Origin of the sequence: Arthrobacter sp. ERGS1:01 (assembly GCF_001281315.1) — a bacterium.
Classification (GTDB): Bacteria; Actinomycetota; Actinomycetes; order Actinomycetales; family Micrococcaceae; genus Specibacter.
In genome coordinates this window covers 1,593,171-1,619,083 of sequence record NZ_CP012479.1, presented here as the reverse complement: position 1 = coordinate 1,619,083, position 25,913 = coordinate 1,593,171, and the positions used below count along the sequence as shown (strand labels likewise).

General features: G+C 66.8%; 23 protein-coding genes. 7 read left to right on the top strand and 16 right to left on the bottom strand.

Features of this window, described 5'->3' with window-relative positions; all coding sequences use genetic code 11:
* Window position 1: 1 nt before the first annotated feature.
* The 5 genes from AL755_RS11175 to AL755_RS11155 are packed head-to-tail and all read left to right on the top strand — an operon-like array spanning window position 2 to window position 5,571.
* The gene (locus AL755_RS11175) at window positions 2-1,426 is read left to right on the top strand and encodes an NAD(P)/FAD-dependent oxidoreductase (RefSeq protein ID WP_054011070.1); all 1,425 of its coding nucleotides are present in this window, start codon (window positions 2-4) and stop codon (window positions 1,424-1,426) included.
* 21 nt (window positions 1,427-1,447) lie between these two features.
* Window positions 1,448-2,584: an ABC transporter ATP-binding protein gene (locus tag AL755_RS11170; RefSeq protein ID WP_054011069.1), complete on the top strand. Its 1,137-nt coding sequence runs from the start codon at window positions 1,448-1,450 to the stop codon at window positions 2,582-2,584.
* A gap of 1 nt (window position 2,585) precedes the next feature.
* Window positions 2,586-3,752: a polyamine ABC transporter substrate-binding protein gene (locus AL755_RS11165; protein WP_054011068.1), complete on the top strand. Its 1,167-nt coding sequence runs from the start codon at window positions 2,586-2,588 to the stop codon at window positions 3,750-3,752.
* The gene (locus AL755_RS11160; protein WP_054011067.1) at window positions 3,749-4,654 is read left to right on the top strand and encodes an ABC transporter permease; all 906 of its coding nucleotides are present in this window, start codon (window positions 3,749-3,751) and stop codon (window positions 4,652-4,654) included. Before AL755_RS11165 ends, AL755_RS11160 begins: the two co-directional genes overlap by 4 nt.
* On the top strand, window positions 4,651-5,571 hold the full coding sequence (locus tag AL755_RS11155) for an ABC transporter permease (protein ID WP_082369169.1): 921 nt from the start codon (window positions 4,651-4,653) through the stop codon (window positions 5,569-5,571). The genes AL755_RS11160 and AL755_RS11155 overlap by 4 nt, the downstream gene beginning before the upstream one ends.
* A gap of 111 nt (window positions 5,572-5,682) precedes the next feature.
* Here the strand turns inward: AL755_RS11155 and AL755_RS11150 are convergent, their stop codons facing one another.
* A complete protein-coding gene (locus AL755_RS11150; protein ID WP_054011066.1) occupies window positions 5,683-7,758 on the bottom strand; it encodes an HNH endonuclease signature motif containing protein in 2,076 nt (691 codons plus the stop codon).
* 146 nt (window positions 7,759-7,904) lie between these two features.
* On the opposite strand from AL755_RS11150, the gene AL755_RS11145 reads away from it, so the two are divergent.
* Entirely contained in the window at window positions 7,905-8,891 is a 987-nt protein-coding gene (locus AL755_RS11145) for a TIR domain-containing protein (RefSeq protein WP_160318893.1), read from the top strand.
* A 92-nt stretch (window positions 8,892-8,983) separates the two neighbouring features.
* Here the strand turns inward: AL755_RS11145 and AL755_RS11140 are convergent, their stop codons facing one another.
* From AL755_RS11140 to AL755_RS11115, 6 genes are all read right to left on the bottom strand, one after another.
* Entirely contained in the window at window positions 8,984-9,454 is a 471-nt protein-coding gene (locus AL755_RS11140) for an Lrp/AsnC family transcriptional regulator (protein ID WP_054011064.1), read from the bottom strand.
* Window positions 9,438-11,150, bottom strand: coding sequence for an amidohydrolase (locus AL755_RS11135; RefSeq protein ID WP_160318892.1), 1,713 nt, complete (start codon window positions 11,148-11,150; stop codon window positions 9,438-9,440). The genes AL755_RS11140 and AL755_RS11135 overlap by 17 nt, the downstream gene beginning before the upstream one ends.
* Window positions 11,151-11,183: 33 nt before the next feature.
* Complete coding sequence (locus AL755_RS11130) at window positions 11,184-12,596, bottom strand: NAD(P)/FAD-dependent oxidoreductase (protein WP_237762666.1); 1,413 nt, start codon at window positions 12,594-12,596, stop codon at window positions 11,184-11,186.
* On the bottom strand, window positions 12,586-14,025 hold the full coding sequence (locus AL755_RS11125; protein ID WP_054011063.1) for an aminobutyraldehyde dehydrogenase: 1,440 nt from the start codon (window positions 14,023-14,025) through the stop codon (window positions 12,586-12,588). Before AL755_RS11125 ends, AL755_RS11130 begins: the two co-directional genes overlap by 11 nt.
* 171 nt (window positions 14,026-14,196) lie before the next feature.
* Window positions 14,197-15,558 carry an aspartate aminotransferase family protein gene (locus tag AL755_RS11120; protein WP_054011062.1) on the bottom strand — a complete coding sequence of 454 codons (1,362 nt, stop codon included), beginning with the start codon at window positions 15,556-15,558 and terminating at the stop codon, window positions 14,197-14,199.
* A gap of 28 nt (window positions 15,559-15,586) precedes the next feature.
* Window positions 15,587-17,071 carry a CoA-acylating methylmalonate-semialdehyde dehydrogenase gene (locus AL755_RS11115; protein WP_054011061.1) on the bottom strand — a complete coding sequence of 495 codons (1,485 nt, stop codon included), beginning with the start codon at window positions 17,069-17,071 and terminating at the stop codon, window positions 15,587-15,589.
* A gap of 84 nt (window positions 17,072-17,155) precedes the next feature.
* On the opposite strand from AL755_RS11115, the gene AL755_RS11110 reads away from it, so the two are divergent.
* The gene (locus tag AL755_RS11110) at window positions 17,156-18,874 is read left to right on the top strand and encodes a PucR family transcriptional regulator (RefSeq protein ID WP_082369165.1); all 1,719 of its coding nucleotides are present in this window, start codon (window positions 17,156-17,158) and stop codon (window positions 18,872-18,874) included.
* On the opposite strand, the gene AL755_RS11105 is transcribed toward AL755_RS11110, so the two are convergent.
* From AL755_RS11105 to AL755_RS11065, 9 genes are all read right to left on the bottom strand, one after another.
* On the bottom strand, window positions 18,862-19,227 hold the full coding sequence (locus AL755_RS11105; protein WP_054011059.1) for a cupin domain-containing protein: 366 nt from the start codon (window positions 19,225-19,227) through the stop codon (window positions 18,862-18,864). The two genes, AL755_RS11110 and AL755_RS11105, sit on opposite strands and share 13 nt — an antisense overlap.
* 39 nt (window positions 19,228-19,266) lie before the next feature.
* Window positions 19,267-19,815: an AMIN-like domain-containing (lipo)protein gene (locus AL755_RS11100; protein ID WP_054011058.1), complete on the bottom strand. Its 549-nt coding sequence runs from the start codon at window positions 19,813-19,815 to the stop codon at window positions 19,267-19,269.
* A 154-nt stretch (window positions 19,816-19,969) separates the two neighbouring features.
* The gene (locus AL755_RS11095) at window positions 19,970-21,010 is read right to left on the bottom strand and encodes a HoxN/HupN/NixA family nickel/cobalt transporter (protein ID WP_054011057.1); all 1,041 of its coding nucleotides are present in this window, start codon (window positions 21,008-21,010) and stop codon (window positions 19,970-19,972) included.
* A 2-nt stretch (window positions 21,011-21,012) separates the two neighbouring features.
* Complete coding sequence (locus AL755_RS11090) at window positions 21,013-21,921, bottom strand: urease accessory protein UreD (protein ID WP_337589590.1); 909 nt, start codon at window positions 21,919-21,921, stop codon at window positions 21,013-21,015.
* The gene (gene ureG, locus AL755_RS11085) at window positions 21,918-22,535 is read right to left on the bottom strand and encodes an urease accessory protein UreG (RefSeq protein WP_054011056.1); all 618 of its coding nucleotides are present in this window, start codon (window positions 22,533-22,535) and stop codon (window positions 21,918-21,920) included. The genes AL755_RS11090 and ureG overlap by 4 nt, the downstream gene beginning before the upstream one ends.
* An 82-nt stretch (window positions 22,536-22,617) precedes the next feature.
* Window positions 22,618-23,352, bottom strand: a complete 735-nt coding sequence (locus AL755_RS11080; protein WP_082369163.1) for an urease accessory protein UreF — start codon at window positions 23,350-23,352, stop codon at window positions 22,618-22,620.
* Window positions 23,333-23,827 (bottom strand): urease accessory protein UreE, encoded by a 495-nt coding sequence (gene ureE, locus AL755_RS11075; RefSeq protein ID WP_054011055.1) that lies wholly within the window; start codon window positions 23,825-23,827, stop codon window positions 23,333-23,335. Before ureE ends, AL755_RS11080 begins: the two co-directional genes overlap by 20 nt.
* Window positions 23,828-23,838: 11 nt before the next feature.
* Window positions 23,839-25,551, bottom strand: coding sequence for an urease subunit alpha (ureC, locus tag AL755_RS11070; protein ID WP_054011054.1), 1,713 nt, complete (start codon window positions 25,549-25,551; stop codon window positions 23,839-23,841).
* A complete protein-coding gene (locus tag AL755_RS11065) occupies window positions 25,548-25,904 on the bottom strand; it encodes an urease subunit beta (RefSeq protein WP_054011053.1) in 357 nt (118 codons plus the stop codon). The genes ureC and AL755_RS11065 overlap by 4 nt, the downstream gene beginning before the upstream one ends.
* Between the last annotated feature and the right edge of the window lie 9 nt (window positions 25,905-25,913).

Sequence of the window (25,913 nt, the reverse complement as noted above, 5' to 3'; positions counted from 1 at the left end):
CATGACCTCAACAGTCTTTGAACGCGAAGTCCCCGCCGCGTCCGTGATCGACGCCGCCCTGGCCGGCTCCAAGCCGGTACCCTTCTGGCTCGACGACGTCGGCCCCACCGACGTGGGCCAGCCCCTGGGCGGGGAGCACACCGCCGACCTGGTGGTGGTCGGCGCCGGGTATTGCGGCCTGTGGACGGCCCTGCTGGCCAAGCAGGAGGACCCGGGCAGGCGCGTGCTGGTCCTTGAATCCCACACCGTGGGCTGGGCGGCATCCGGCCGCAATGGCGGCTTCGTCGAGGCGAGCCTCACCCACGGCCAGGAGAACGGCGAGAACCGCTTCCCCGAGGAGATCGACCGGCTCAACGAACTGGGCCGGCAAAACCTGGACGAAATCGAAAAGGCCGTCCGCGACCTGGGCCTGGACTGCGACTTCGAGCGCACCGGCTCCATCGACGTGGCGATCGAGCCCTACCAGGCGGCCGAGCTTCAGGCGTCCGCCGCCGCCGCAGGCCAGGTGTTCCTTGACCGGGAGGCGGTGCGGGCCGAACTCAACTCGCCCACCTACCTGGCAGGGGTCTGGCACAAGGAAGAGACGGCACTGGTGCATCCGGCCAAGCTGGCCCGGGAACTGGCCCGCGCCTGCCGGGACCTCGGCGTGGAAATCTTCGAACATTCGGCGGCCACTTCACTGGTGCCGGCGGCGGGCGGCGGGGACGTCGTCGTCCATACCGACAAGGGACGCGTGCGGGCCGGCAGGGTGGCGCTGGCTACCAACGTGTTCCCGTCACTGCTCAAGCGCAACAGGCTGTTCACCGTCCCCGTGTACGACTATGTGCTCATGACGGAGCCGCTGAGCGGGGAACAGCTGGCATCGATCGGCTGGCACAACCGGCAGGGGCTCTCCGATGTGGCGAACCAATTCCACTACTACCGGCTCAGCGCCGACAACCGCATCCTGTGGGGCGGCTATGACGCGCTGTACCACTTTGGCCGGGAGGTCAAGAGCGAATATGAGGACCGGCCGGAGACGTTCCGGAAACTGGCCAGCCACTTTTTCACCACGTTCCCGCAGCTGGAAGGAGTGAAGTTCACGCACCGCTGGGCCGGAGCCATCGACACGTCCACCCGGTTCTGTGCGTTCTTCGGCACAGCCCACGGCGGCCGGGTCAGCTATGCCGCCGGATTTACCGGGCTCGGCGTGGCGGCCACGCACTTTGCCGCCAAGGTGATGCTCGACCACCTGGCCGGGCGCGACACCGAAAGGACCCGGCTGAAAATGGTCCGCTCCAAACCCCTGCCGTTCCCGCCCGAACCGTTTGCGAGCGTCGGCATCCAGGCCACCCGGTGGGCCCTGAACCGGGCCGACCACAATGACGGAAAACGCAATCTGCTCCTGAAAACCCTCGACGCAGTCGGCCTCGGCTTCGACTCCTAACCACCGCCAAAGGAAACCACCTTGACGCAAAATACAGTCCTCCCTTCGGCGGGGGTCAACGACGACCCCGGCCGCGGTACCGGCTCCGTGCAGGTCCGCAACGTTGTGAAGAAGTACGGCTCGGCCACGGCCGTGGCCGGCGTTGACCTGGACGTCCACTCCGGGGAATTCCTGTCCCTGCTGGGGCCCTCGGGTTGCGGCAAGACCACCTTGCTGCGCATGATTGCCGGCTTCGAGGAGCCGGACACCGGCGACATCCTGCTCTCGGGCGCCTCCGTGGTGGGCGTGCCGCCGAACAAGCGGCCCATCAACACCGTGTTCCAGGCCTATGCCCTGTTCCCGCACATGACCGTCGCGGAAAACGTTGCATACGGCCTGCGCCAGCGCCGCACACCGAAGGCCGAGATCGGCAGGCGCGTCTCCGAGGCGCTCGAGCTGGTGCAGATGGCGAAGTTCGCGGACCGGAACCCGAAGATGCTCTCCGGCGGCCAGCAGCAGCGCGTCGCGCTTGCCCGGGCCATCGTGAACCGGCCCAAGGTGCTCCTGCTCGATGAGCCGATGTCGGCGCTGGACCGCAAACTCCGCGAGGAAATGCAGCTCGAGCTGAAGCTGCTCCAACGCCAGCTGGGCATTACGTTCATCTTCGTCACGCACGACCAGTCCGAGGCGTTGTCCATGAGCGACCGGATCGTGGTCATGCTCGATGGCCGGGTCCAGCAGGTGGGCACGGCCGAGGAGATCTACCGGAACCCGGAAAACTCCTTTGTGGCCGGGTTCATCGGCAAGCAAAACTTCATCGCGGCCACGGTGGGCGCCAACGGCCGGCTCACCGCGGCCGACGGCGAATTCCTCACGAGCGCGGCCGCCACCGAACCCGCCGGCACCCAGGTCCTGGCCGCGGTCCGCGCCGAGTCGATCCAGGTCAGCGACGTCCGGCCGGACGCCGACACGAACGTGGTCTCCGGTTCCGTCGGCGCCGTCTCATTCCTCGGCGACGTCATCCAGTACCAGGTGACCACCGGTTCGGGACACGAGCTGCTGGCACGGGTCCCACCGCGGCACGGCGAGCTGATCGCCGCCGGCACCAGCGTCTGGTGCAGCTGGACCCCGGCGAATGTGCAGGTCTTTCCGAACCCGCATCCAAGTGCGGGAGAGTGAGATGGCTCAAGCTTCCCATCTGAAGGTCCTGGCACCGACCGCAGCCGTGCCGAAGATCAGCCGGCGGGCGCTCCTGGGCGGCTTCGCCGTCGTTGGTGCCTCGCTGGCGCTGACCGGTTGCGGGCGCGGGAAGTCCTTTGCGGAGTCGGCCGTGCCCAACGGGGTGCTGGGCAAGCAGCTGAATGTGTACTCGTGGGGCGACTATGAGGACCCGGACGATATTTCCGCGTTCCAGGACAAGTCCGGCGTGCGGGTCCAGCTGGACAGTTTCAGCTCCAACGAGGAACTCATCGCGAAACTCGCGGCCACGCGCGGCACCAGCGGCTACGACATCGTTGTGCCCACGGGCCTGTACATTCCGCAGATGGCCGCCAACGGGCTGCTGCAGAAACTGGACCACGGCAAGCTGCCGAACATGGCAAACCTTGACCCCACCTACACGAACCAGGTGTGGGACCGCGGGAACCAATACTCGGTGCCCAAGGCCTGGGGCACCACCGGCTATGTGTACGACACAAAGGTGATCAAGGGCGAGCTGACGTCGTGGCAGGACTTCCTGACGGCGGCGACCACCACGGCCAGCGGCAAGACGGCCGTGCTGGAGGATTCGTGGGAGGTGGTGGCCATTTACCTGGGCGCCAAGGGCATCGACATGAACACCGAGGACCCCAAGGCGCTGGACGCGGCCGAGGACTACCTCGTCAATACGCTGGCGAAGAACATCCGGGCCTTCAACTCCAATGTGGTGACCTCCGGTATTCCGCAGGGCACGTTCGCACTGATGCAGTCCTTCAACGGCGACGCACGCCAGGGCATGCTCTCGGCGTCGGACCCGGAACGGTGGAAGTTCGTCTTCCCGACCCCCACGGCCAATCTGTGGATGGACAACTGGGCGCTGGCCACCGGCGCGCAGCACCCCGACGCGGCCTACGCGTTCATCAACAACATGATGACCCCCGAGGTGGCGCTGCACGAGGTTGATTACATTGGCTACCACACGGGCGTGAAGGGCTTGAAGGAGGCCGCCCTGGCCGAGGAAATGGAACTGCCGGATCTGGTGTTCCCGCCACAGAAAGTACTGGACCGGCTCACCGCCGGGGTCCTGAACAACGGGCAGGAGCGCCGGGTGCAGATCCTGAACAAGATGGAATCGAGGGCGGGCGCATGAGCAGGTTTTCACGCAAGAGTGCCGGGGTTGCGGCGCTGTCGTTCCCGACGTGGGCCTATATGGTCTTCTTCTTCGTCATCCCGGTGGCCCTGGTCATCTGGTACAGCTTCGGCTACAAGCCCGATCTGTTCACCGCCCACTCCAACGACATCCTGTCCCTGGACAGGTACTTCGAGGCGACCGACCCGACGTTCATCTCCACCTTCTGGAACACCCTGCAGATTGCCGGCATCGGCACCCTGATCTGCCTGGTGATAGGCGTCCCTTTTGCGTACTGGATGGCGGTAAAGGTGCCGGCAAAGTGGCGGGGGCTGTTGATCGCCCTCGTGCTGGTCCCGTTTTGGACCAACTTCCTGGTCCGCACGCTGGGCTGGCAGATCATGCTGGCCCCGGAGGGCTTCGTCTCTGATGCGCTCCAGAACATGCACCTCATCGGCGGGCCCATCGAGATCCTGTACACCCGGGCCGCCGTGCAGCTTGGCGTGGTCTACAACTACCTTCCGTTGATGATCCTGCCCCTGTTCGTGGCCCTGGACAGGGCCGGGGTCAGCTTGCGCGAGGCCAGCCGTGACCTGGGCGCAAACCGGTGGCGGACCATGTGGCAGGTGACGCTGCCTTTGGCGGCGCCTGGCATCGCCTCGGGCTGCCTACTCGTGTTCATCCCGTTAATGGGCGACTACATCACGGCCTCGGTGCTCGGTGGCGCCCAGGGCAACATGGTGGGCCAGCTGGTGGCCAACCAATTCAACTCCGCCCAGAACTGGGCGCTCGGCTCCGCCATGGCCGTGGTCCTGATGCTGTTCATCATGATCACGGTGGCGATGGTGGGCGTCTGCATCCTGATTGTCCGACTGATCCTGCGCTACAACCGCCGGGTGCTCATCGAGGAGAGTGCAGCATGACCACCTCAGTTCTCACCGACCGGGCCGACGACGAGGCTACGGCGATTTCCACGGCCGCGCCCGTGCGCCGCAAGCGCAGGGACCCGATCTCGATGGGCATGGCAGTGTTCGGCGTCCTCGTATTCGCGTTCTTGTTCCTGCCGATTGTGGTCATCGTCATCTACTCCTTCAACACGGGCCGGTTGCTGGCCGCATGGGAAGGCTTCGGCTTTACCGCGTATACGAATGCCGCCGGCAACGCCGTGATCCGCGGCTCCGTGCTCACCTCCCTGCAGGCGGCGCTGGGGGCCTCGATCCTGTCGACCATTCTGGGCACGCTGGGCGGGCTGGCACTTGCCCGGGCCAAGAAGAAGGCACGCTGGGCTGCCCTGCTGACAGGCCTGCTGGCACTGACCCTGGTGACCCCGGAGATCGTGGACGCCATCTCGATCCTGCCGTGGTTCGTCAGCCTCGGCACTGATTTTGGCTTCGCCCCGATCAACAACGGCATGGTCCGCCTGGTGGTGGCGCACACCGTGATGTCGGTGGCCGTGGTGACGTTCATTGTCAGGGCCCGCATGCAGGGCACCGACATGGCACTCGAGGAGGCCGCGGCGGATTTGTACGCCACGCCGTGGAACAGGTTCTGGCAGATCACCCTGCCCATCGCGGCGCCCGGCATCCTGGCTGGTGCACTGATGTCGTTCACGCTGAGCCTGGACAACACGATCGTCTCCAGCTTCGTGCAGGTGCCGGGGAACACGCCGTGGCCGGTGTACATCTTCAGCTCGCTGAAGGTCTCGCTCCGTCCCGAAATTGCGGCGGTGTCGACGATCATGTTGCTGCTGACCCTGGTGGCGTTGGCCGTGGTGGCCCTGGTGCTGCGCCGCTTTGGCGAAAGCTCCACGGACATCGCCAAGACCATCGCCGGTTCATAAGCCTCACCACTTGCGCCCGCCCTCCGTTCCCTGCCCGGCCTGCCGGTCGAGGGAACGGGAGGCGGGCGTCTTTTTGGGTAGCCTGTGCGGTGCCGCGGGTGTTTGGCTGGGTCAGCCGGCGAGGTAGTGAATCATGAGGGCTTCGGCTGGGCTGACGTCGATGGGGCCGGTACGAGGCCGAAGGTTGCCGGAACCCGCCGGGCTCGCCTGGGCGCCCGGTCCTGACGATTCCGCCAGCCCAGCCGGTTCGAGACGGCCGGCGATGGTCTTGGCAATCCATTTCGGGTATGACGGTGGGGCGGTCTCGGCTGGTTGTGGCGGGTAGTAGCGTCCGGTGGGCGAGGTCCAGCCGGGACGGCCGGATTCGGTCATGGTGGGCGTCCAGCCACGCAATTTTAGCGCGGCCCGTTCGGCTGACTGGTCCTCACGAATGCGCCCTTGGCGGGTGCGATCGTCCTTGAAGTGCTTCACGAGGTGGTGCCGTTTATCCAGGGGTTCAAGATTTTCCAGAACACTCGTACCACCGGCGCTCCATGGTTTGATGTGGTCCACCTCGGAGTGGGCGGCCTTCGCCGAACAACCCGGGAATGTGCAGAATTCGTTGGCCGCCCGCAGCATGATCCGCATCTTCCTGTCCACCCGCCGGGTTTCCGGGTTCAGCGCCAGGGCCTCCCCTGTCATCGGATCGGTGAAGGCCCGGTAGAAGCAGGATGCGTCCGCAAGGAGGCGCTTTGCCACCTCGATGCTGATGGGCCCATAGCCCTCCAGAATGGCCGGGTCGCACGAGGCGCCAACCAGCGACAGGGCCGGGATCAACAGCACGGGCATGACCTGCGGCATTGGCGGCATCCCCAGCCAGGGGACGGCGGAACGCGCGGCGCCGTCCCCTGAGCCTGAAGTCCAAGACCCAGTGCTGCTCGGGCCGGCACCGCCGACGGACTCGGGGTTCCAGAGGTCCGGCGGGGCATACCGTGGTTCGTTGTAGTTGGGCGTTGGGAAAGCAGGGATCTGCCGATCGTCCAGTGTGTAGAACCTGCCCGGTAGGCTGCCGGGATCGCAAGGATCGGGTTCCGGACCGGCACCCGTCATCGCGCAAAGCCGGGCATAGTCTTCCGGTACCGCCGGCGGATGCACCACTCCGGTCGGGTCAAAACCCGGAAAACCGAAAGCACCGGCAGGAGGAACGACAATGGCAACTTCGGCCCCCGTCGTCGCGCTCGCTTCCGGCACTGTGGCGTCCGTAAGCGCCGGTAGCGGCCGGTTGTCGTTGATGCCGTTGACGGCCAGGGACTGGCCCAGCAGCAGGGCGGCCTCGACATCGGCCCGCAACTGGGTCAAGGTGCGGGACTCCCCCGGTCCTTGGGCGTTGCGGGCAATGAAGGTGCACTGATCCCAAATGCCCTCCACCGTAGGGGCAGGAAGATGAAGGTTGAGCCAGGACATGCCGTCGTGGACGCGCTGAATCTCCACCCGCCGCCGCTCATATGCCGCCTTGGTGCGGGTTGCGATGGATTCCGGGTGGGATTTCTCCAGCAGCCTCCGTGCCTTGCCCTTGAACGAGGGCAGGGTGCAGCCGGGCGCCTTGCCCAGCAGGGCTCGCTCATACGCTTCAATGGCGTCTGCCGGGATGCCGGCGGCGCCCAGGGTGATGGTTTCCTCTGCGATCACCACCGCATGACCCCAGGGCAGGCAACCTTGCCGGACTTGATCCCATGTCCCGGGCAGGTCCCGGACCACTGTCAGGGAGTGCTCAATCAACGCGCCGACACTACCCTCAGTGATGGTCAATGCGGCAGCAATCTCGGCCCTGGCACTCATCTCGGAGACCGTGGACTGCCAGCGATCCAGGCAAAGCGCCTGTTCCTCTGCCCTGGCCGCTGAAACAAACCGCTCCACCAAGGCCGCCTTGCACCCAGCCACGCGGGCTTCCAGTATCTGGATACCGGCTAAGGCGGCGGCGCAATCATCCATCACGGACCGGGCCACATCGACCTTCGTCAACCGGGGTTCCGCTGACAGATCCGACGGGTCCTCGAACGGCGCGAAAGCCGGCAGTTCGGCAAAACCGGGAAAGTTGGATGGGAAGCTTTCGACGTCGGGAAGCCTGACAGCGGTGATGAGCTCCGCCGCACTGCGTGCGGCGGCCGAATCGCCCCGATCGCCGGGGACCAGCACCGACTTGCTCATGCCTCCATTTTACCGCAAACGTTACCCATTTGAAATCATTTCACGTATTTATGTTCTATTTATTGATCGGGGTTGTATGGACTCGAAAGATTCGACCAACGGAAGGAACCTGGTCCCGCCATGGCCCAAGGCGTAATCTTTGGATTGTGGAAACATCCACCAACAGGCGGGCGACCATCTTTATCGCGTCATCGACTGAGGCGATAGATATTGCCGTGGCCGCCAAGGCGAACTTTGATTCGGACTTCGATGTTCAAATTTGGAATGAGAATGTTTTCACCGTCAATAGAAGCTATCTCGAAACTTTGCTCAACCGGGCGAGCTATTACGATTTCGCGATAGCCATTTTCACGCCGGACGACCTGGCCGTGGTTCACCATCACCAGGTTCATGTGGCCCGCGACAACGTGATCTTCGAGTTCGGCCTTTTCCTGGGCCGATTGGGGCCAAACCGCACCTTTCTCCTGGCGCAGCGAGGCACCGGAATGTTCAGCGACTGGGACGGAATCGACGTGGCCACCTTCGAGCCGGGTGGCGATCTGGTGGGCGCGCTGAAGGAGCCCTGCGATCGCCTGCGCCACGTGATGGGGACAGCGGCAAAACGTGCCGATTTCACCATGCTTCCCTCCACCTCGTTGGCAATCGGCTATTACCAAAACTTCCTGAGGAAAGTTTTCAGCGCCTTCGAGCATTCAAAGTCCTTCCAGGTCATCGAGAAGGATGAAAACGGCGAAGAAATCGCAACAAGCTATGACCTGAAGAACCACTACCCAACCATTGAAATCAGGATGCCGGCCAACCTCATCGACCTGGAGCAGGAATCACTCAACCGGTATACGTCCTCGTACAAGCGCATCATCATCAACGCAAAATCCCGGCCGTTTCCCTTCTATGTTTCGGGAAGGCTGAGCGCGAAAGGCCAATCCCTGCACCTGTTTGACGTACCCACCACCATGCTCTCCTCGAAGCTCGCGATCGATGAATACTTCAGCGCAGATTTCCTTGCCCAGGACGACACCCGACGCACCCTGGAGAGCCGGGAAATTGCCAATTTCGAGCACACCCTGCGGGTCATGGTGCCCGACTGGATCGAGAGGAAGTACTTCAGGTTCAGCATCTGGAAAACAAGGTAGGGCAGGTCAGGACGATCGCAGACGGCATCCCGACCCGCTAACCAGCTCTCGGACCCGCCAACCAGGTCTCGACAGGCTCGACCACCGATGCGTTAGCGGGTGCCCCAGTCGTAGCGCTGCTTGTGCAGTTTCAGGTACATGAACGTCTCGGTGGACTGCACGGCGGGCAGTTCGCGCATCCTGGCCAGCAGGCGCAACAGGTGTTCGTCGTCCTCGCACACCACCTCCACCAGGAGATCGTACTGGCCGGCCGTGAGCACGATGTAGCTGACCTCGGCGAAGGACTCCAGCGCCTGGGCGATGTCGCGAACCGGGCCACTGACCCGCACCCCGATCATGGCCTGCCGGGTGAACCCCACCCGCAGCGGATCAGTGACGGCCACGATTTCCAGCAGTTTGCTGTCGATGAGCCGTTTGATGCGTTGGCGTACGGCGGCGTCGGAGAGCCCCACGGATTCGGCGATGGCGGCATAGGAGCGCCGGCCGTCCTCCTGGAGCTGTTCGATGATCCGTTTGGAGATGTCGTCCAGCTCGTTCAGGCTCGGCTCAGGATGTGTGCTCACGGGTTGCTCCTACGGCCGCGTCGAAAACAATCTCGCCCGCGAAAATGGTGGTCTCGGCCCGCACTGTGTGCAGCTCCGAGGACGGCATGGTGAATGGGTCGGCGTTCAGCACCACAATATCTGCTTGTTTGCCGGCGGCGATGATTCCACCGCCGTCATGGTGTGTCACATGGGCCGATCCGGCGGTGTAGGCCGCCAGCGCCTCTTCAAGGGTCAGTGCCTGCCCGGGTAGCAGCGGTTCCACGCCGCCCTCACCCGGCGGTTGGCGGGTGACGGCGACATGGATGGCCTGCCAGGGATCCGGCGTGGACACCGGCCAGTCGGATCCCATGGCGAGCGGTATCCCGGCCGCCGCGATCGCCCGGAACGGATATTGCCGGCCGGAGCGTTCGGCACCGAACAATGGCACCGTCAGTTCCGTCATGGCGGCGTCGTTGCACGCCCACAGCGCCTGCAGATTGGCCGTGACGCCCAGCTCCGCCATCCGCCCGATATCCGCCGGGTCCACCAGCTGCAGGTGCGCAATCTGGTGCCGGGCACCGCCAAGGTCCCCGGCCAGGCGCGCCGCCGCCAGGGCGTCGAGCACCTCGCTGAACGCCCTGTCGCCAATCGTGTGGAAATGGAGCTGGAAGCCCGCCAGGGCCAGTTGACTGACGACGGCGTCGAGCACCTCGGGCGCGAAGTGGGACGTGCCGCTGTGCCCACCCAGGTGCCCGCACTTGTCCAGGTACGGTTCCTTCAAGGCGGCGGTTTCGGCCTCAGCGACACCGTCCTGCATGATCTTGACCGTGTTGGCCGTAAACGATCCGGCGCCGTGGCGGCGGCCGGACGCCGCAATGTGCTCGCGCCGGGCCACCAGCGCGGCCACGACTTCCGGAACCCGCTCCAGGGTCAGGCCGCGGTCCAGCCACAGTGCGCCGGTGACACGGGAGTTCAGCTGCCCGGAGTCCTGCAGGCGCAGGTAGGTTCCGGTGCTGTCGCGGTGCCCGGCGTACTCGCCGACGATCGCGTCCTGCCAGCCGGTGATCCCCAGGCTGTGCAGGTAGTCCTGTGCCCGGAGCAGCGCCCGGACGTAGTCGCCGTCGGTCGGGGCGGGCGGGAGCGAACCCACCAAATCCATGGCACCCTCCTGCAGGGTGCCCGACGGCGTGCCGTGGGAATCGCGGTCGATCCGTCCGTCAGCGGGATCGACCGTGGCGGCCGTGATGTTTGCCCGGCGCAGGGCCTCGGGTGACACCCATGCACCGTGGTGGTCGGCGTTGACAAGGAAGATGGCCCGGCCCGGCGCCACCTGTTCCAGTAGATCGGCCGTGGGCAGGCCGTCGCGGAAGTGCGGCATGTGCCAGCCGCCGCCCACGATCCAGTCGAGCTCGGGGTGCGCGGCGGCGTAGTCGCCGATCAACGCCAGGCATTCGGCGGCATCGGCGGCGCCGCTGAGCTCGCAATTGCCCAACTCCCAGCCGCCCATGACGGGGTGGACATGCGCGTCGGTGAACGACGGGCATACCAGCCTGCCGCCGGCGTCGATCACCCGAAATGCCCCCGGGTGTGCGGCCAGGATGTCCGCGTCGGTGCCAACCTCGATGATCGAGCCGCCCGCCACGGCCACGGCGGAAGCCCCGGGAAGCAGCCGCCGGCCGTCAAAGATGCGGGCGGAGTGAATGACGAGCTCGGCCGTCAGGGAGTTCGCGTTCACGGGGCGCCTTTCGATAGCGTCGTTTGAGATGGGTCAGGCCTTGCCGCTGATGAGGTCCGCCGCCGTGGCGAGCGGGTGGGTGCTGCTCCGCCCGGCCGCTTCGGCCCGGTCGGCCGCGTTGTAGGTGGCGTAAAGGGACTTCACGGCCAGCCACCGCAGCGGCTCCACTTCCCAGCGGCGCACGCGCCGGCCCACCCACGGCAGGTCCGTCAGCTCGGTGGACCGGCCCAGGACCAGGTCGGCCAGGGTTCGCCCGGCCAGGTTGGTCGTGGCCACCCCGGTGCCGACGTAGCCGCCCGCCCAACCGACGCCGTCGTCGTCCAGGCCCACCGTGGCATGCCAGTCGCGGGGCACGCCGAGGACCCCGGACCAGGCGTGGTCGATCCCGAGGCCCTCGGTGGCGGGGAACAACCGGCCCAGCATGTCGGTGAGCTGGCGGACGGTCTTTTCCGGGGTGTGGCCGTCGGCGTCGGTGCGGGAACCGAATTTATAGGGGTCCCCGCGGCCGCCGATGGCGATCCTGCCGTCGGCCGTGCGCTGGGCGTAAATGTAGGCGTGCGCCATGTCGCCGAGCGTCTCGGCACCGGCCCAGCCAATCTCCGCCCACTGCGCCGCGGACAGTGGTTCGGTGACGATCATGGACGAATTCAGCGGCAGCCAGGTGCGCCGCTGGCCGGCAAGGCCGGCCGTGAATCCCTCGGTGGCGCGGATGACGTACCGGGCGTGGACGGTGCCGCGGGAGGTGCGGACGGTGCCTGGCCCCAACTCCAGCGCGGGCGTGTCCTCGTGGATCGTGACGCCGAGCCCCTTGACGGCGCCGGCAAGCCCGCGCACCAGCTTGGCGGGTTGGATGCGCGCGCAGTGCGGGTGCCAGATGCCGCCCAGGGCGCCGGCAATGGTGATCCGTTCCCGTGTTTGGGCCGCATCCAACAGCTCCGTGCCGGCGCTCGCCCACTGCGCCTCATCCTCCGCGAAGGCTCGGAGCCGCTGGAGCTGCGCCGCACTGGTGGCGACGTTCAGCTCCCCACCCTTGCGGATGTCGGCCTCGATCCCCTCCGCCGCGGCCACGTCGATGACCTCCTGCACGGTGCGGTTCATGGCGTCTTGGAAACGTTCGACGGCGGCCCGGCCGTGGGTCCGCACGTAGCCGTCGCGTCCTCCCGTGATGGAGTTCGTCAGCCAGCCGCCGTTGCGCCCGGAGGCGCCGTAGCCGGCAAACTTCGCCTCGACGATCGTGATCCGCAAACTCGGGTCGGCCTTCGCCAGGTAGTAGGCGGTCCAAAGCCCCGTATACCCGGCACCGACGATGCAGACATCGGCGCGGGTGTCGCCGTCGAGCGGGTTCTCCGGGCGGGGCACACCGGTGCCGGCATACCAAAAGGACACGTTTCCGTTGACCGGCAGCCCGTTCGCGGGGCTCCCTGCGGCCCCGCCGTTAGCGCTCAAGGTTCACCATGACGTGCTTGACGCGGGTGTAGTCCTCCAGCGCATACATGGAGAGGTCCTTGCCGTGGCCGGAGTGCTTGAAGCCGCCGTGCGGAAGTTCCGCGCTGATCGTAATGTGGTCGTTGATCCAGACCGCGCCGAAGTCCAGTTGCCGGCTCAGGTCCAGGGCCCGGGCCACGTCGCGGGTCCAGATGCTGGAGGACAGCCCGAAGGGGACGTCATTGGCCCAGTCGACGGCCTGTTCCTCGGAGTCGAAGGACTGGACGGTGATGACGGGGCCGAAGATCTCCTCCTGGATGGCGGCGTCAGTCTGGGCCAGCCCGGTCACCACGGTTGGCTCGTAGAAGTAGCCGTCCCGGTCAAGGGTGTGGCCGCCCGTGAGCACCTTGGCGTGCGCGGGGAGGTTTTCGACGAAGGCGGCCACGCGGGCCAGCTGGGCGGCGTTGTTCAACGGGCCCATGTCGGCGTGCTCCTCCGGGCCGCCCACGCTGTACCCGGCGGCTTCGGCGGCCAGGGCGGCCGCGAACTCGTCGCGGACCGAGGCCTCGACCAGCACGCGGGTGGCGGCGGTGCAGTCCTGGCCGGCGTTGTACAGCCCGGCCATAGCGATGGTCTTGGCGGCCTTGGCAAGGTCCGCGTCGGCAAAGACCAGCACGGGGGCCTTGCCGCCAAGTTCCAGGTGGGTGCGCTTGAGGTCCACGGCCGCGGACTTGGCGACCTCCATGCCGGCCCGGACGCTGCCGGTGATCGAGACCAGCTCGGGTGCCGCATGCTCCACCACGGCGCGGCCGGTGTCCCGGTCGCCGGTCACCACGTTGAACACTCCGGCCGGCAGCACCTGCCCGGCCAGTTCGGCCAGCCGCAGCGTGGTCAGCGGGGTGGTGTCGGAGGGCTTGAGCACAATGGTGTTGCCGCCGGCCAGCGCCGGGCCGATCTTCCAGACGGCCATCATGAGCGGGTAGTTCCACGGCGTCACCTGGCCCACGACGCCGATCGGCTCGCGCCGGATGAAGGAGGTGCGGTCCGGCACGTACTCACCGGCCGCGGAGGCGTCCATGGTGCGGGCGGCGCCGGCGAAGAAGCGCAGCTGGTCGGCGCACGGCGGCACCTGTTCGACGGCGACCATGTCGAAGGGCTGGCCCGTCTGGGCGCTTTCGAGTTCGACGAACTCGTCGGCGTGCTGCTCCAGGAGGTCGGCCAGTTTCAGCAGGGCGTTTTGCCGTTCGGACGGGGTGGTCCTCCCCCAGCCGCGCGCGGCGGCGCGGGCGGCAGCGTAGGCGCGGTCGACGTCGTCGGCGTCGGCGACGGCCACGATGGCGATCTGCTTGCCGGTGGCGGGATTGATGACCGGGGAGGTCTTGCCGCTGCCGGCCGGCACGAAGGCGCCGTCGATGAAGAGCCCCGGATTCTCGTACATGGTAATTGTCATTGCGGACCCTTTGGTGGTTGGTTCGTCATTGAAGTTCGTCACTCAATAGTGCTGTGCAAGTACTGGGAAAAACAGCGGCGGATGTCCTGAATCCGTGGAATTCAGGACATCCGCCACGGAATACGATGTAGGTTTTCGAGTCTACAACGCTATTCGTAGTTGTAAAGGGGTTTAGTGGGCGAATCCGTCGGCCACGCTGAGCGCCTCCTCGATCGCCGCGAGCCCGGTGCGCAGCTCCTCCTCGGTGATGACCAGGGGCGGGCAGATGTGGATGCGGTTGTTGTTGGTCATGGGCCAGACGCCGCGGGCCTTGCAGGCGGCCACCACCTCCGCCATGGGGCGTGCGGCGTCGCCGGCGGCGTTGAATGGCACCAGGGGCTCGCGGCTTTCCTTGTTCGTCACGAGCTCCACGGCCCAGAACAGGCCCTGCCCGCGCACCTCGCCAACGCTGGGGTGTTTTTCCAGCCAGGATTCAAGGATCGGTGCCACCACCCGGCTGCCGAGGTCGCGGACGTGGGCCAGGATGCCGTCGCGTTCAAAGACCTTGAACGTGGCGACGCCGGGGGCGCAGGCCAGCGGGTGGCCCGAGTAGGTCAGGCCGCCCGGGTACGCCTTCTCATCGAAGATGGCCGCGATCTCATCGCTCATGACCACCCCGCCGAGGGGCACGTAACCGGAGTTCACGCCCTTGGCGAAGGAGATCAGGTCGGGGACGACGTCGAACGCGTCCACCGCGAACCACTCGCCGATGCGCCCGAAGCCGGCCATGACCTCGTCGGCAATGTAGACGATCCCGTACTTGTCGCACAAGGCGCGCACGCCGGGCAGGTATCCGGGCGGCGGGACCAGGATGCCGTTGGTGCCCACCACGGTTTCGATGATGATGCCGCCGATCGTGGAGGCGCCCTCGAGCACAATCACGCTTTCCAGGTGTTCGAGCGCCCGGGCACTTTCCTCTTCCGGAGTGCTCGAGTGGAACGGCGAGCGGTACGCGTAGGGGCCGAAGAAGTGTGCCACGGAGGCGGCGCCGGGCTCGTTGGCCCAACGGCGGGGATCCCCCGTCAGCTGCATCGCCGTGGACGTGGCCCCGTGATAGGAGCGGTATTGGGCCAGGATCTTCGACTTGCCGGTGAACTGGCGGGCCATTCGCACGGCGTTTTCATTGGCCTCGGCGCCGCCGTTGGTAAAGAACACCTTGTTCAGGTTCCCGGGGGCCTTGGCTGCGATGAGCGCGGCGAGCTCGCCGCGCACGTCGTTGGCGAAGGCCGGCTGGATGGTGGCCAACTTGCCGGCCTGTTCCTGGATGGCCGCGACCAGGTCCGGGTGCTGGTGGCCCAGGTTCAGGTTGACCAGCTGGGACCCGAAATCCAGGTAGCTGTTGCCCTGGTAGTCCCAGAAGGTGGAGCCCTGGCCACCGGCTACGGGCAGCGGATCGATCTTCGCCTGGGCGGACCAGGAGTGCAGGACATGCGCGCGGTCGTTGTGGAGGATGGCGGTTTCGACGTCGTTCGCGACGTCCGGGATGGCGGTCATGATGGGTCCCTTTTCGAAGGTCGGCGGATTAGGAGTTGCTCGGGAAGCCGAGGTTCAACTGGGACTCGGAGGGTTGGGCCCAGCGGGTGGTGACCACCTTGGAGCGCGTGTAGAAGTGGACGCTTTCCGGGCCGTAGATGTGGGCGTCGCCGAACAGGGAGTCCTTCCAACCGCCAAAGGAGAACGCGCCGACCGGCACCGGAACGGGAACGTTGACGCCCACCATGCCGGCCTCTACGTCGAACTCGAAGGAGCGTGCCGCGCCGCCGTCGCGGGTGAAGATGGCGGTGCCGTTGCCGAACTGGTTGCTGTTGATCAGTTCCAGGGCCTCGTCGTAGGAATCGGTGCGGACCACGGCCAGGACCGGGCCGAAGATCTCGTCGGTATACACCTTCATCTCCGGGGTGACGTGGTCCAGGAGGGTCACGCCAATGAAGAAGCCGTCGTTGTCGAACAGGGTTTCGCGGCCGTCGGCGATCACGGTGGCGCCCTCGGCGGCCGCGCCGGCCACGTAGGAGGCCACCTTGTCGCGGTGTTCACGGGTGATCAGCGGTCCCATGTCGGTGCCGGCCTGGGTGCCGTCGCCGATGGTCAATGAGCCCAGCCGGTCCTTGATGGCCGTCACGAGATCGTCGGCGATGTCGCCCACCGTGACCACCACGCTGACGGCCATGCAGCGTTCGCCGGCGGAACCGTACGCGGCGGAGACGGCGGCGTCGGCGGCGCTCTCAATGTCCGCGTCAGGCAACACCATCATGTGGTTCTTGGCGCCGCCCAGGGCCTGCACGCGCTTGCCGTTGGCGGCGGCGCGCTGGTAGATGGAGCGGGCGATCGGGGTGGACCCGACAAAGCTCACGGCCTTCACGACGGGGCTGTCCAGGATCGCGTCGACCGCTTCCTTGTCGCCCTGGACCACGTTGAGCACGCCGTCGGGCAGGCCGGCTTCCTGGAACAGCTTGGCCAGGAAAACGGCGGCGGAGGGATCCTTCTCGCTGGGCTTCAGGACCACGGTGTTGCCGCAGGCGATCGCGCTGGACACCATCCACAGGGGCACCATGACGGGGAAGTTGAACGGGGTGACGCAGCCCACCACGCCAACGGGCTGCTTGATGCTGTGCACATCGATGCCGGTGGAGACCTGTTCGCTGCGTTCGCCCTTGAGCAGGTGGATCAGCCCGGCGGCAAATTCGACGTTCTCGCTGCCGCGCGCAATTTCGCCGGCGGCGTCGTCGAGGACCTTGCCGTGTTCGCTCGTGACGATGGCGGCGAGCTCGTCCTTGCGTTCCTGCAGGAGCATGCGCAGCTTGAAGAAGATGTCCGTGCGCTTCGTCAGCGAGGTGGCCCGCCAGGCCGGCAGGGCCGCGGCGGCAGCGGCGATGGCGTCGTTGGCCAGCGCCGTGGAGGCCAGCACGACTTCCTTGTCCTGGTTTCCCGTGGCCGGGTTGTAGACGGGGCCGCGGCGTTCGGCGGTGGCGTTCTCCTGGCCGGCGATGAAGTGCGGGATCAGCTGCATGTGGTTCTCTTCCTTGCTCTTTGGGTAGGGCCGGACAGTCTGTTTGACTGCCGCGGTATGCTCTCACTACCGATCCTCACATGGATGATATGGAGCAATACCCTGACAACTCAACGGAATTTTGCCTCGAACCGGACAGATCGTCCGGCGGCGCTGCCCACCGTGGCCGAGGTGCTGGCGCTGCCCGTGCTGGCCGACGGCGGCGCCCGGGTGGTGGCGGGCTCCCACGGACTGGATTCCCCCGTTCGCTGGGTCCACGTGGCGGAGTCCCGCGACGTGGCAGGACTCCTGGACGGCGGCGAGCTCCTGCTGGCCACCGGTGTGGGATGGCCCGACGGCGACGGCTGGATGGCCGGCTACATTGCCGAATTGTCCGCCGCACGGGTGGCCGGGCTGGTCCTGGAGCTGGGCACCCGCTATGCCTCCGTGCCGGAAACGCTGGTCGAGTGCTGCGCGGCGCACGGGCTGCCGCTGGCGGCATTGGACCGCCGGGTGAAGTTCGTCAGCGTCACCGAGGCCGTCCACGGCCGGATCATTGCCGAACAGATGGCCGCCCTGCGGGCCCGCGACGAGGTCCACGCCCAGTTCTCGGAACTGAGTTTGCGCGGCTCGCCCGCGGACTACATCGTGGCCCAGTTGGCGGCCGTGCTGCGCTGCCCTGTCGTGTTGGAGGACATGGCCCACCAGGTGGTGGCGTATGAGCCGGCGGGACTTTCCGAGGAGGCGCTGCTTCACGGGTGGGAAAGCCGGTCCCGCGCCGCCCACCGGGCACGGCCGCAGGAGGCGCCGCAGGGCGGACGGACGTCGCACGGCGGCGCCGAGGGCTGGCTGCTCACGCCCATTGAGGCCCGCGGCACCCGATGGGGGTACCTGGTGGCCTTGGCCGGCGAGCCGCACCCGGCGGGACGTGCACTGGTGCTTGAACAGGCCGCCGTGGCCCTGTCCCTGAGCCGCTTGGCGGACGGCACGGCCGAGAACTGGACGCCGGCCGCCCAGCATTGGCTCCTGGCCTCCCTGCTGGAGGGCCGCTACCGCAGTGACACCGCGCTCGGCGCACGGTTCGAGGCCATGGGACTGCCGGTGGCGAGGCGGCGGCTGTGCGGGCTGGCTTTACGGGCCGCCACGACCGGCCCGACGCCGGGTGCGGCGGAGGTGTCGCGGTTGGCCCGGTCCATGGGTGCGGCGGCGATCTGCGGCACCCCCGAAGCATCGGGATATCCCGGGCGGACGCTGCTCATCGCGGTTTCGCTGCCCGAACCGGGCCCCGGGCGTCCGGACCCCGGCACCGTGCTGGATTCCTTCGCCGCCCGGCTCGCCCAGCTTGGAGGGGGCGCGGTGCTGGCGGCGGGCGACGTCGTCGAGCAGGTGGGTGCGCTGGCCGCGTCGCTGAACGATGCGCTGGAACTGCTGGCGTCCATTCCCGGCGCGTCCAGTCCCGGCGGGCAGCGGGCGGGAGCACCGGTGCTGCATCGGGCCACGGACCGGCCGCTGCGCCGGTTGATCGGACAACTGCGCACGGATCCGCGGTTGCAGGAGTATCTGGAACGCAGCCTTGGCACGCTCCTTGACCATGACGCCAACCACGGCACCGACCTGGTGGCGGTGCTGACGGCGTTCCTGGCCCACCCGGGCAACAGGACCCGGGCCGCGGCCAACAGCCACCTCTCACGTTCCGTGTTTTACCAGCGGCTTGACGTCATCGCCTCGCTGCTGGGAACGGACCTGGCCGACGGCGAGGTGATTGCCGGACTGCAGGCCGCCGTGATGGCCTGGGAGGCCGGCCGCGGCGGTCAGGCCAGGTAGATCTTGCGGAAGGTTTCGCTCACCGTCCACACGGTGCGCATGCCTTCACGCAACTGGACGATGTCACCCGCCGCGGGCGTGAGCGTCACGGCGGGTGCGCCGTCGAAGGCGGCGATCTCAACGGTTGCGACGCCGGAGAGCACGATGAATATTTCATCGGCCTCGACGTCGGTCATGGCACCCGCCGTCATTTCCCAGATGCCCAGTTCCAGGCCGTTGTGTTCGCCCAGAGCCAGCATGGCCGTCGCCGGGGTGCCGGCGTGCCGCTGGGTCTCGGGTACAAGGATGTGCTCAAGGGCAACACTGGCGGCGTGCGTAATGGTTCCGGCAGCCGGGAAGAAGTGTGTGGTCATGGAGGCATCCTTGCACATTCCGCCGGGTCGCCGCGGGTGTTACCAGCTATGGGCAACGTCCAGGACAAGCCGAGAGGTGTTCCCCGGGCCGTGGACCACGCTCACCAGGAACGGCAGCCGGGCCCGCACACCCACGCCCAGCGTGGTGCGTGATTCAAAACTGCCCGCCAGTGCCACCTGCCGGAATGCGGAGTAGCCCGCCGTGCCAACGAGCTCGTTGGGGTTGGCCGGCTTGTACGTGGCCGCCCCCGTTGACACCTTGTAGGTGGGGTCCAGGACGGTCACGGCCAGGTAGGCTCCGCCACGCAGCGGAAGCACGGCGCCGCTGCCGGGCCGGTGCACGGCGCTCACGTACGCTACGTTGTAGCCGCCGCCGTAGCCGGTGATGTCCACCACGAGCCGGTCAAAGCAGGGATGCTGCCCGGCCCGGACGTTGGTGATGGGAGCGGAGGAGAGGGCGCCGCCGGTCTTGGCCAGCGAACCCCAGGTGACGGCGCACGGTGCAGCGGCGAGGGCCGGTGCGGGACCCGTGAGAACACCTGCCAGCAGCAGCCCCAGTACTGCCAGCCATACTGAAATCCTTTTCATGGGAAACAACCCCTTGTGTCTAGGTGATGGGTTATTTCACGTTAACCCCGGCCCCGTCCGAAAGGGTAGGGCGGGTGGAAAAGGTTCCTCCAACCGTTGCAAGGCAACGTCCGCCGGGCCAATCGTTACCGCTGGTCTCAAAGCGGACAAGCCGTTATGCGGCCTCACGTTTCCGGCGCCATCCGAGGGCCGCAATCCCCCACACGGCAAGGAACATCCCCACCAGCAACAGGCCGGCCTGGCCCAGGTCCAGCCCGGCCAGCCAGTTGGTGACCGGATCGTCGAGGTGCAGGGCATCATGGAGCAGGGCGGCGATGGTGAGGGCGGAGATGAACAGGGCCGACGTCGCCGACAACCCCGTGACCACCATGTTGAAGCCGATGCGCCGGGCCGGGTTCATGACGGCCGAACGGTACATCTTCATCATGGCCATGCCGTTCGCCGTGTCGCACAGGGTCATGGCGGCGGCGAACGCCAGCGGCAGCGCCAACAGTGCCGCCGGGGAGATGCCGGCCAGGGCGGCGGACGCGGTCAGCAGCAGGAACGCGATGGTCGAGGCGGTGTCAAAGCCGAGCCCGAACAGGAAGCCCAGGATGTAGATGTCCCGCGGCCGCCTGACCCGGGACAGCGGCTTGTTCAACAGGCGGGCCACCATGCCCGTGGGCGCGAGCTCGTGCTCGGCCACGGTCCCGCCGCCGCGCACCCGCCGGAACAAGGTCCCGGCCTTCAGGAACGCCAGGCCGTTGAAGAGTCCGATCGTCAGCAGGAACAACGCCGACACCCCGGCTCCCACCATGGCCAGGGCCGTGTTGGCGGCGGTGCCCTCCTGGAGCATGGAACCCATGATGGATGCCCCGCTGACCACCAGCACGCCGGCCACCATGACCACCGAACTGTGGCCCATGCTGAACGCGAAACCCACACTGACCGGTGAGCGCCCCTGGGCGGCGAACTTGCGGCTGGAGTTGTCGATCGCGGCGATGTGGTCCCAGTCGTAACTGTGCTTGACCCCGGCAAGGTAGGCCGTCAGGACCAGGCCCAGCGCCAGCGGGTGGACGTCGGTGAGCATCGAATAGCCCAGCAGCCCGGCCACCACAAGGTGCAACAGGGCAACGGCGCCGAACGTGGCCCCCACGCGGCGGGCCACGGGAAGTTGTTCGCGTTGCAGGTAGCCGGTCCGGACGGGGGCGGTCATTGCTAGTACTTCCTTAGGTTCAGCGGCTCCTGGCCGGTCCAGTGCGCGCGCAGGAGGTCGACGGCGGCGCCAATGACGGCGTTGAGCGGTTCGGTGGAGTTGGACAAGGCACGCAGGGCGAAGCCCGGACCGTCCAACAGGGTCAGGCCCAGCTCGCCGCCGGGGTCGATGGGGGCAAGCCGTTCGTGGATGGCCTGGATGAGGGCGGCGTCGACGCGGGCGTCCATGACCAGCAGTGAGCCCAGGTGGGTGAACTGCTCCATGGCGCCCATGCTGTCGACGGGCGAGCCCGTTCCGGGGCGGATCAGGAGGTTGTCCAGGACCATCAGCCTGCCCTCGATCGAAATTTCGTTGCGCAGCCGGATCTCGTCATAACGGAACAGTTTTCCGTCCGGCGACCAGCCCGGCGTGACCACCTCGGCCATGACCAGGGACGCCGTGGGGTCCATGTCGACCGTGGTCACCTGCGTGTAGCTGGCTTCCCGGTACGCGATCAACGGGTCGGGCAAATACTCCAGGCGGGCGCCGGGGCCCAGGCGGATGCTGGTGTGGGACTCCGCCCGGCTGCCCGGGGTCCGGTAGATCTTGGTGGCCGACTGGGTGGTCAGCAACAGATCGGCACCCTCGGCGACGTCGACCTCGATCAGGTACTTGTCGCCGCCCAGGTACGCGCCGCCGGGGTTGATGACCACATAGCAAACCTGGCCGGACTCGTCGAGGTAGTGCGGGCGCAGGATCCGCAGCGCGCCGTCGTGGTACTGCCGGGCAGCACGGGACTGCCCGGCCTTGGCGGCAATGTCCAGGGACAGCGTGCCCGCCCACTTGCCGTGGGATCCAAGCCGACCGACCGTGGCGGGCCGGATCTCGACAGGCTCGATCACCGCCGGCTCGATCACCGTCGGAGTGGTCACCGGGTTTCCAGGTCAAGCATGAGCACGTCATGCTTGAGCCAGTTGATGACGTGTTCGAGGCCGTCGTCGGTCTTCAGGTTCGTGAAGCAGTAGGGCTTGGGGCCGCGGAACTCGAGGGTGTCGGACTCCATGACGGACAGGTCCGCGCCAACGTAGGGGGCAAGGTCGGTCTTGTTGATGATGAACAGATCGCTCTTGATCATGCCTTGGCCGGCCTTGCGCGGAATCTTCTCGCCCTGGGCGACGTCGATGATGTAGATGGAGAAGTCCACGAGCTCCGGGCTGAACGTGGCGGAGAGGTTGTCGCCGCCGGATTCGATGAAGATGACCTGTAGGTCCGGATGCCGGGCTTCGAGCTCCGCGACGGCGGCCGAGTTCATCGAGGTGTCCTCGCGGATGGCCGTGTGCGGGCAGCCGCCGGTCTCGATGCCGATGATCCTATCCAGCGGCAGGATGCCGTTGGCGGCAAGGATCTTGGCGTCCTCGATCGTGTAGATGTCGTTCGTGATGGCCGCGGTGGAGACCTCCCCGTCCAGGGCGCGGGTGAGGCGCTCGACGAGCTGGGTCTTGCCGGCTCCCACGGGGCCGCCGATGCCGATCTTGATGGGCTTCATGGTTTTCTCCTTCGTAATAAGTTCTTGGGTGCCGGGTCTCGACGGGCTCGACCACCGGTGGTCGAGCCCGTCGAGACCCGGGTCAGGACATGAACATGCGCGCGCGTTGGCGTTCGTGCTGCATCTGTGCGATCTCCAGCCCGGGTGCGCTGACGCCGAAGTCCTCCCAGCCAAGGGAAAAGATGCGTCCGACGGCGGCGCGCACCTCCGCGTGGGCCGCGGCGAGCACGCGCTGGCCGGCGCTTTGGCCCAGCGGGATGCCACGGATGGCATTCTGGGTCAGCGTGGTGACGGTGGAAAACAGGTAGCTGGCCAACAGCTCCGGAGCGGGCACGCCCAGCGACTTGCCGGCGACGGCAAACGCGAGGGCGGGGTGCCCGGCGCAGTCGCCACGCTCCACGGCCGCCGCGTACTGCGCCAGTTCATCGCAGGGAACCACGGCGCCCGCGATCTCGAGCATGCGGGCACCCATTTTCACGCCGGCCTCCCGGATTTCCCGGGGCAGCGCCGAGGCGTGCAGCGCCCGGTCCACCCGGAAAAGCTCCGCGGTGGTGTCCGCCTCGAGGGCGAAGCGGATGGCGAGGCCGTCGCTGTGCACCAACTGGATGCGGATGAACTGCGTGAGCCAGTCCGCAAACGTGGCCTCGTCGCGGACCAGGCCGCGGTGCAGATAGCTTTCCAGTCCCAGGGAGTGGCTGAAGGCGCCCGTGGGCAGCGCCGAATCGCTCAGTTGCAGCAGCGGCAGGAGGTACTCCGGCGGTGCCGCAACGTCGACAACAAGCTGGTGGGCGGCCATGTCAGTGCGTGTGTCCGGCATGCCGGAACGGCACGGGCATGACGCGTTCCTGGCGCGAATACGGCACCCCGACGTGCACCAGGTAGTCCTCCACCGTGTGGTCGTAGGCGAGCACCATGACCTGGGCCCCGTAGTCGGAGGTCTCGTCAAAGAATTGCGCCTGCATGTGCCGGTTGCCCAGGTTGTGGGCCACCACGCCCATCTCCTTGATGGTTCCCGGGGCGATCACGAGCACGTCGGTGGATTCGACGGCGACGACGATCGCCCCGTTTCCGTCCATGAACAGCACGTCGCCGTCGCGGAGGTCGGCCACGGCGTCGCCGTCCAGGCGGATGCCGACGTCGTTCCCGTGGTCGGTGGTGACCCGTTGGATGCGCTTGACCAGCGCCGCCGACGGGAGCACCACCTTTTCCTCGTGCAGGCCCGCCAGGGAGGCCGGGTCAAAGGCCTCGGTGGCGGGGTCGAACTTGTTGCCAAGGATGGCAGTGATAATCATTAAGATCCTTTTTAGAAGAGGAAGTAGCGCTGTGCCATGGGGAGCACGGTTGACGGCTCGGCGGTCACCACTTCCCCATCCACCCGCACCTCGTAGGTTTCCGGGTCCACCTCGATCTCGGGTGTTTCGCCGTTGTGCTTCATGTCCGCCTTGGTCAGGTTGCGGATTCCGTGGCACGGGCGCACCTCGTGCTGGAGCCCCAGTTCGGCGGGCACGCCGGCGTCGATCGCGGCCTGCGACATGAACGTGATGGAACTCGAGTGCACGGCCCGGCCCAGCGCCGCGAAGTTGCTGCGCAGGGTGCGCGGCTGCGGGGTGGGGATGGAGGCGTTGGGGTCGCCCATGACGCTCATGACCATTTGGCCGCCCTTGAGCACCATTTCCGGCTTCACGCCGAAGAAGGCGGGCTCCCACAGCACCAGGTCGGCAAACTTGCCTTCCTCGATGCTGCCCACGGAATCGGCGATGCCGTGGGCGATCGCCGGGTTGATCGTGTATTTGGCGATGAAGCGCTTGAGGCGGGCGTTGTCGCCCACTGCGGGGTCGTCGTCGTACTTGCCGCGCTGGCGCTTCATGGCGTCGGCCACCTGCCAGGTGCGCAGCACCACCTCGCCGACGCGTCCCATGGCCTGGGAGTCGGAGCTGGTGATGGAGAAGATGCCCATGTCGTGGAGGACGTCCTCGGCGGCGATGGTCTCCTTGCGGATGCGGGAGTCGGCGAACGCCACGTCCTCCGGGATGTCCGGGCTCAGGTGGTGGCAGACCATGAGCATGTCGAGGTGCTCGTCGATCGTGTTGACCGTGTACGGCAGCGTCGGGTTGGTGGACGCCGGCAGCACGTTGGGCAGGCCCGCGATCTTGATGATGTCGGGGGCGTGCCCGCCGCCGGCACCTTCGGTGTGGAAGGTGTGGATGACGCGCCCGCCGATCGCCGCGATCGTGTCCTCCACGAAGCCGCACTCGTTGAGCGTGTCGGAGTGGATGGCGACCTGGATGTCGAATTCGTCGGCGATCCGCAGGGACATGTCGATCGAGGAGGTGGTGGAGCCCCAGTCCTCGTGGACCTTCAGGCCGATGACGCCGGCGCGGATCTGTTCGGCCAGCGGCTCGCGGGCGCTGGCGTGGCCCTTGCCGAGCAGGCCGATGTTGATGGGCATGTTGTCGACGGCCTGGAGCATCTTGGCGATGTGCCAGGCGCCGGGGGTCACGGTGGTGGCCTTGCTGGCGTCGGAGGGTCCGGTGCCGCCGCCGATCAGGGTGGTGACGCCGGAGGCCAGGGCCACGGGGATCTGGTCGGAGCTGACGAAGTGCACGTGGGTGTCGATGCCGCCGGCCGTGAGGATCTTGCCCTCACCGGCGATGATGTCCGTGGCCACACCGATCGTGATGGTGACGCCGTCGGAGATCTGCGGGTTGCCGGCCTTGCCGATCTTGAAGATATGGCCGTCGCGCAGCGCGACGTCGGCCTTGTAGATGCCGGTGTAGTCGAGCACGATCACGTTCGTGATGACGGTGTCGGGGATGTCCTCGTCGCGGACCAGCTGGCCGTTTTGGCCCATGCCGTCGCGAATCACCTTGCCGCCGCCGTAGACGACCTCCTCACCGTACTTGGTGTGGTCGAACTCGATCTCGGCGAACAACTCGGTGTCGGCGAGGCGGACGGCGTCGCCCGTGGTGGGCCCGTACAGGTCCGAATACTGTTTGCGGCTCAGTTCAAAGCTCATTTGCTGCCTTCCGCTTCATTGCCGGAGTTGCCGGGAGTGGTGGGCGCATCCAGCGGGCCGTTGACCATATCGCGGAAACCGTGGACGTCCCGCGTGCCGGAGAGCGCGATCAGGTTGATGGTCTTGGCGTCGCCGGGTTCAAAGCGAACGGCCGTGCCCGCTGGAATGTCCAGCCGGAAGCCGCGGGCTTCGGTCCGGTCGAATTCCAGCGCGTCGTTGACTTCCAGGAAGTGATAGTGCGAGCCGACCTGGATGGGCCGGTCGCCACGATTGGTGACCTCAATGGATTTGGCCGCCAACCCGGCATTGCAGGTGATGGGCTCGGTGCGAAGGATGTATTCGCCGGGTTTCATGGCGTGCCT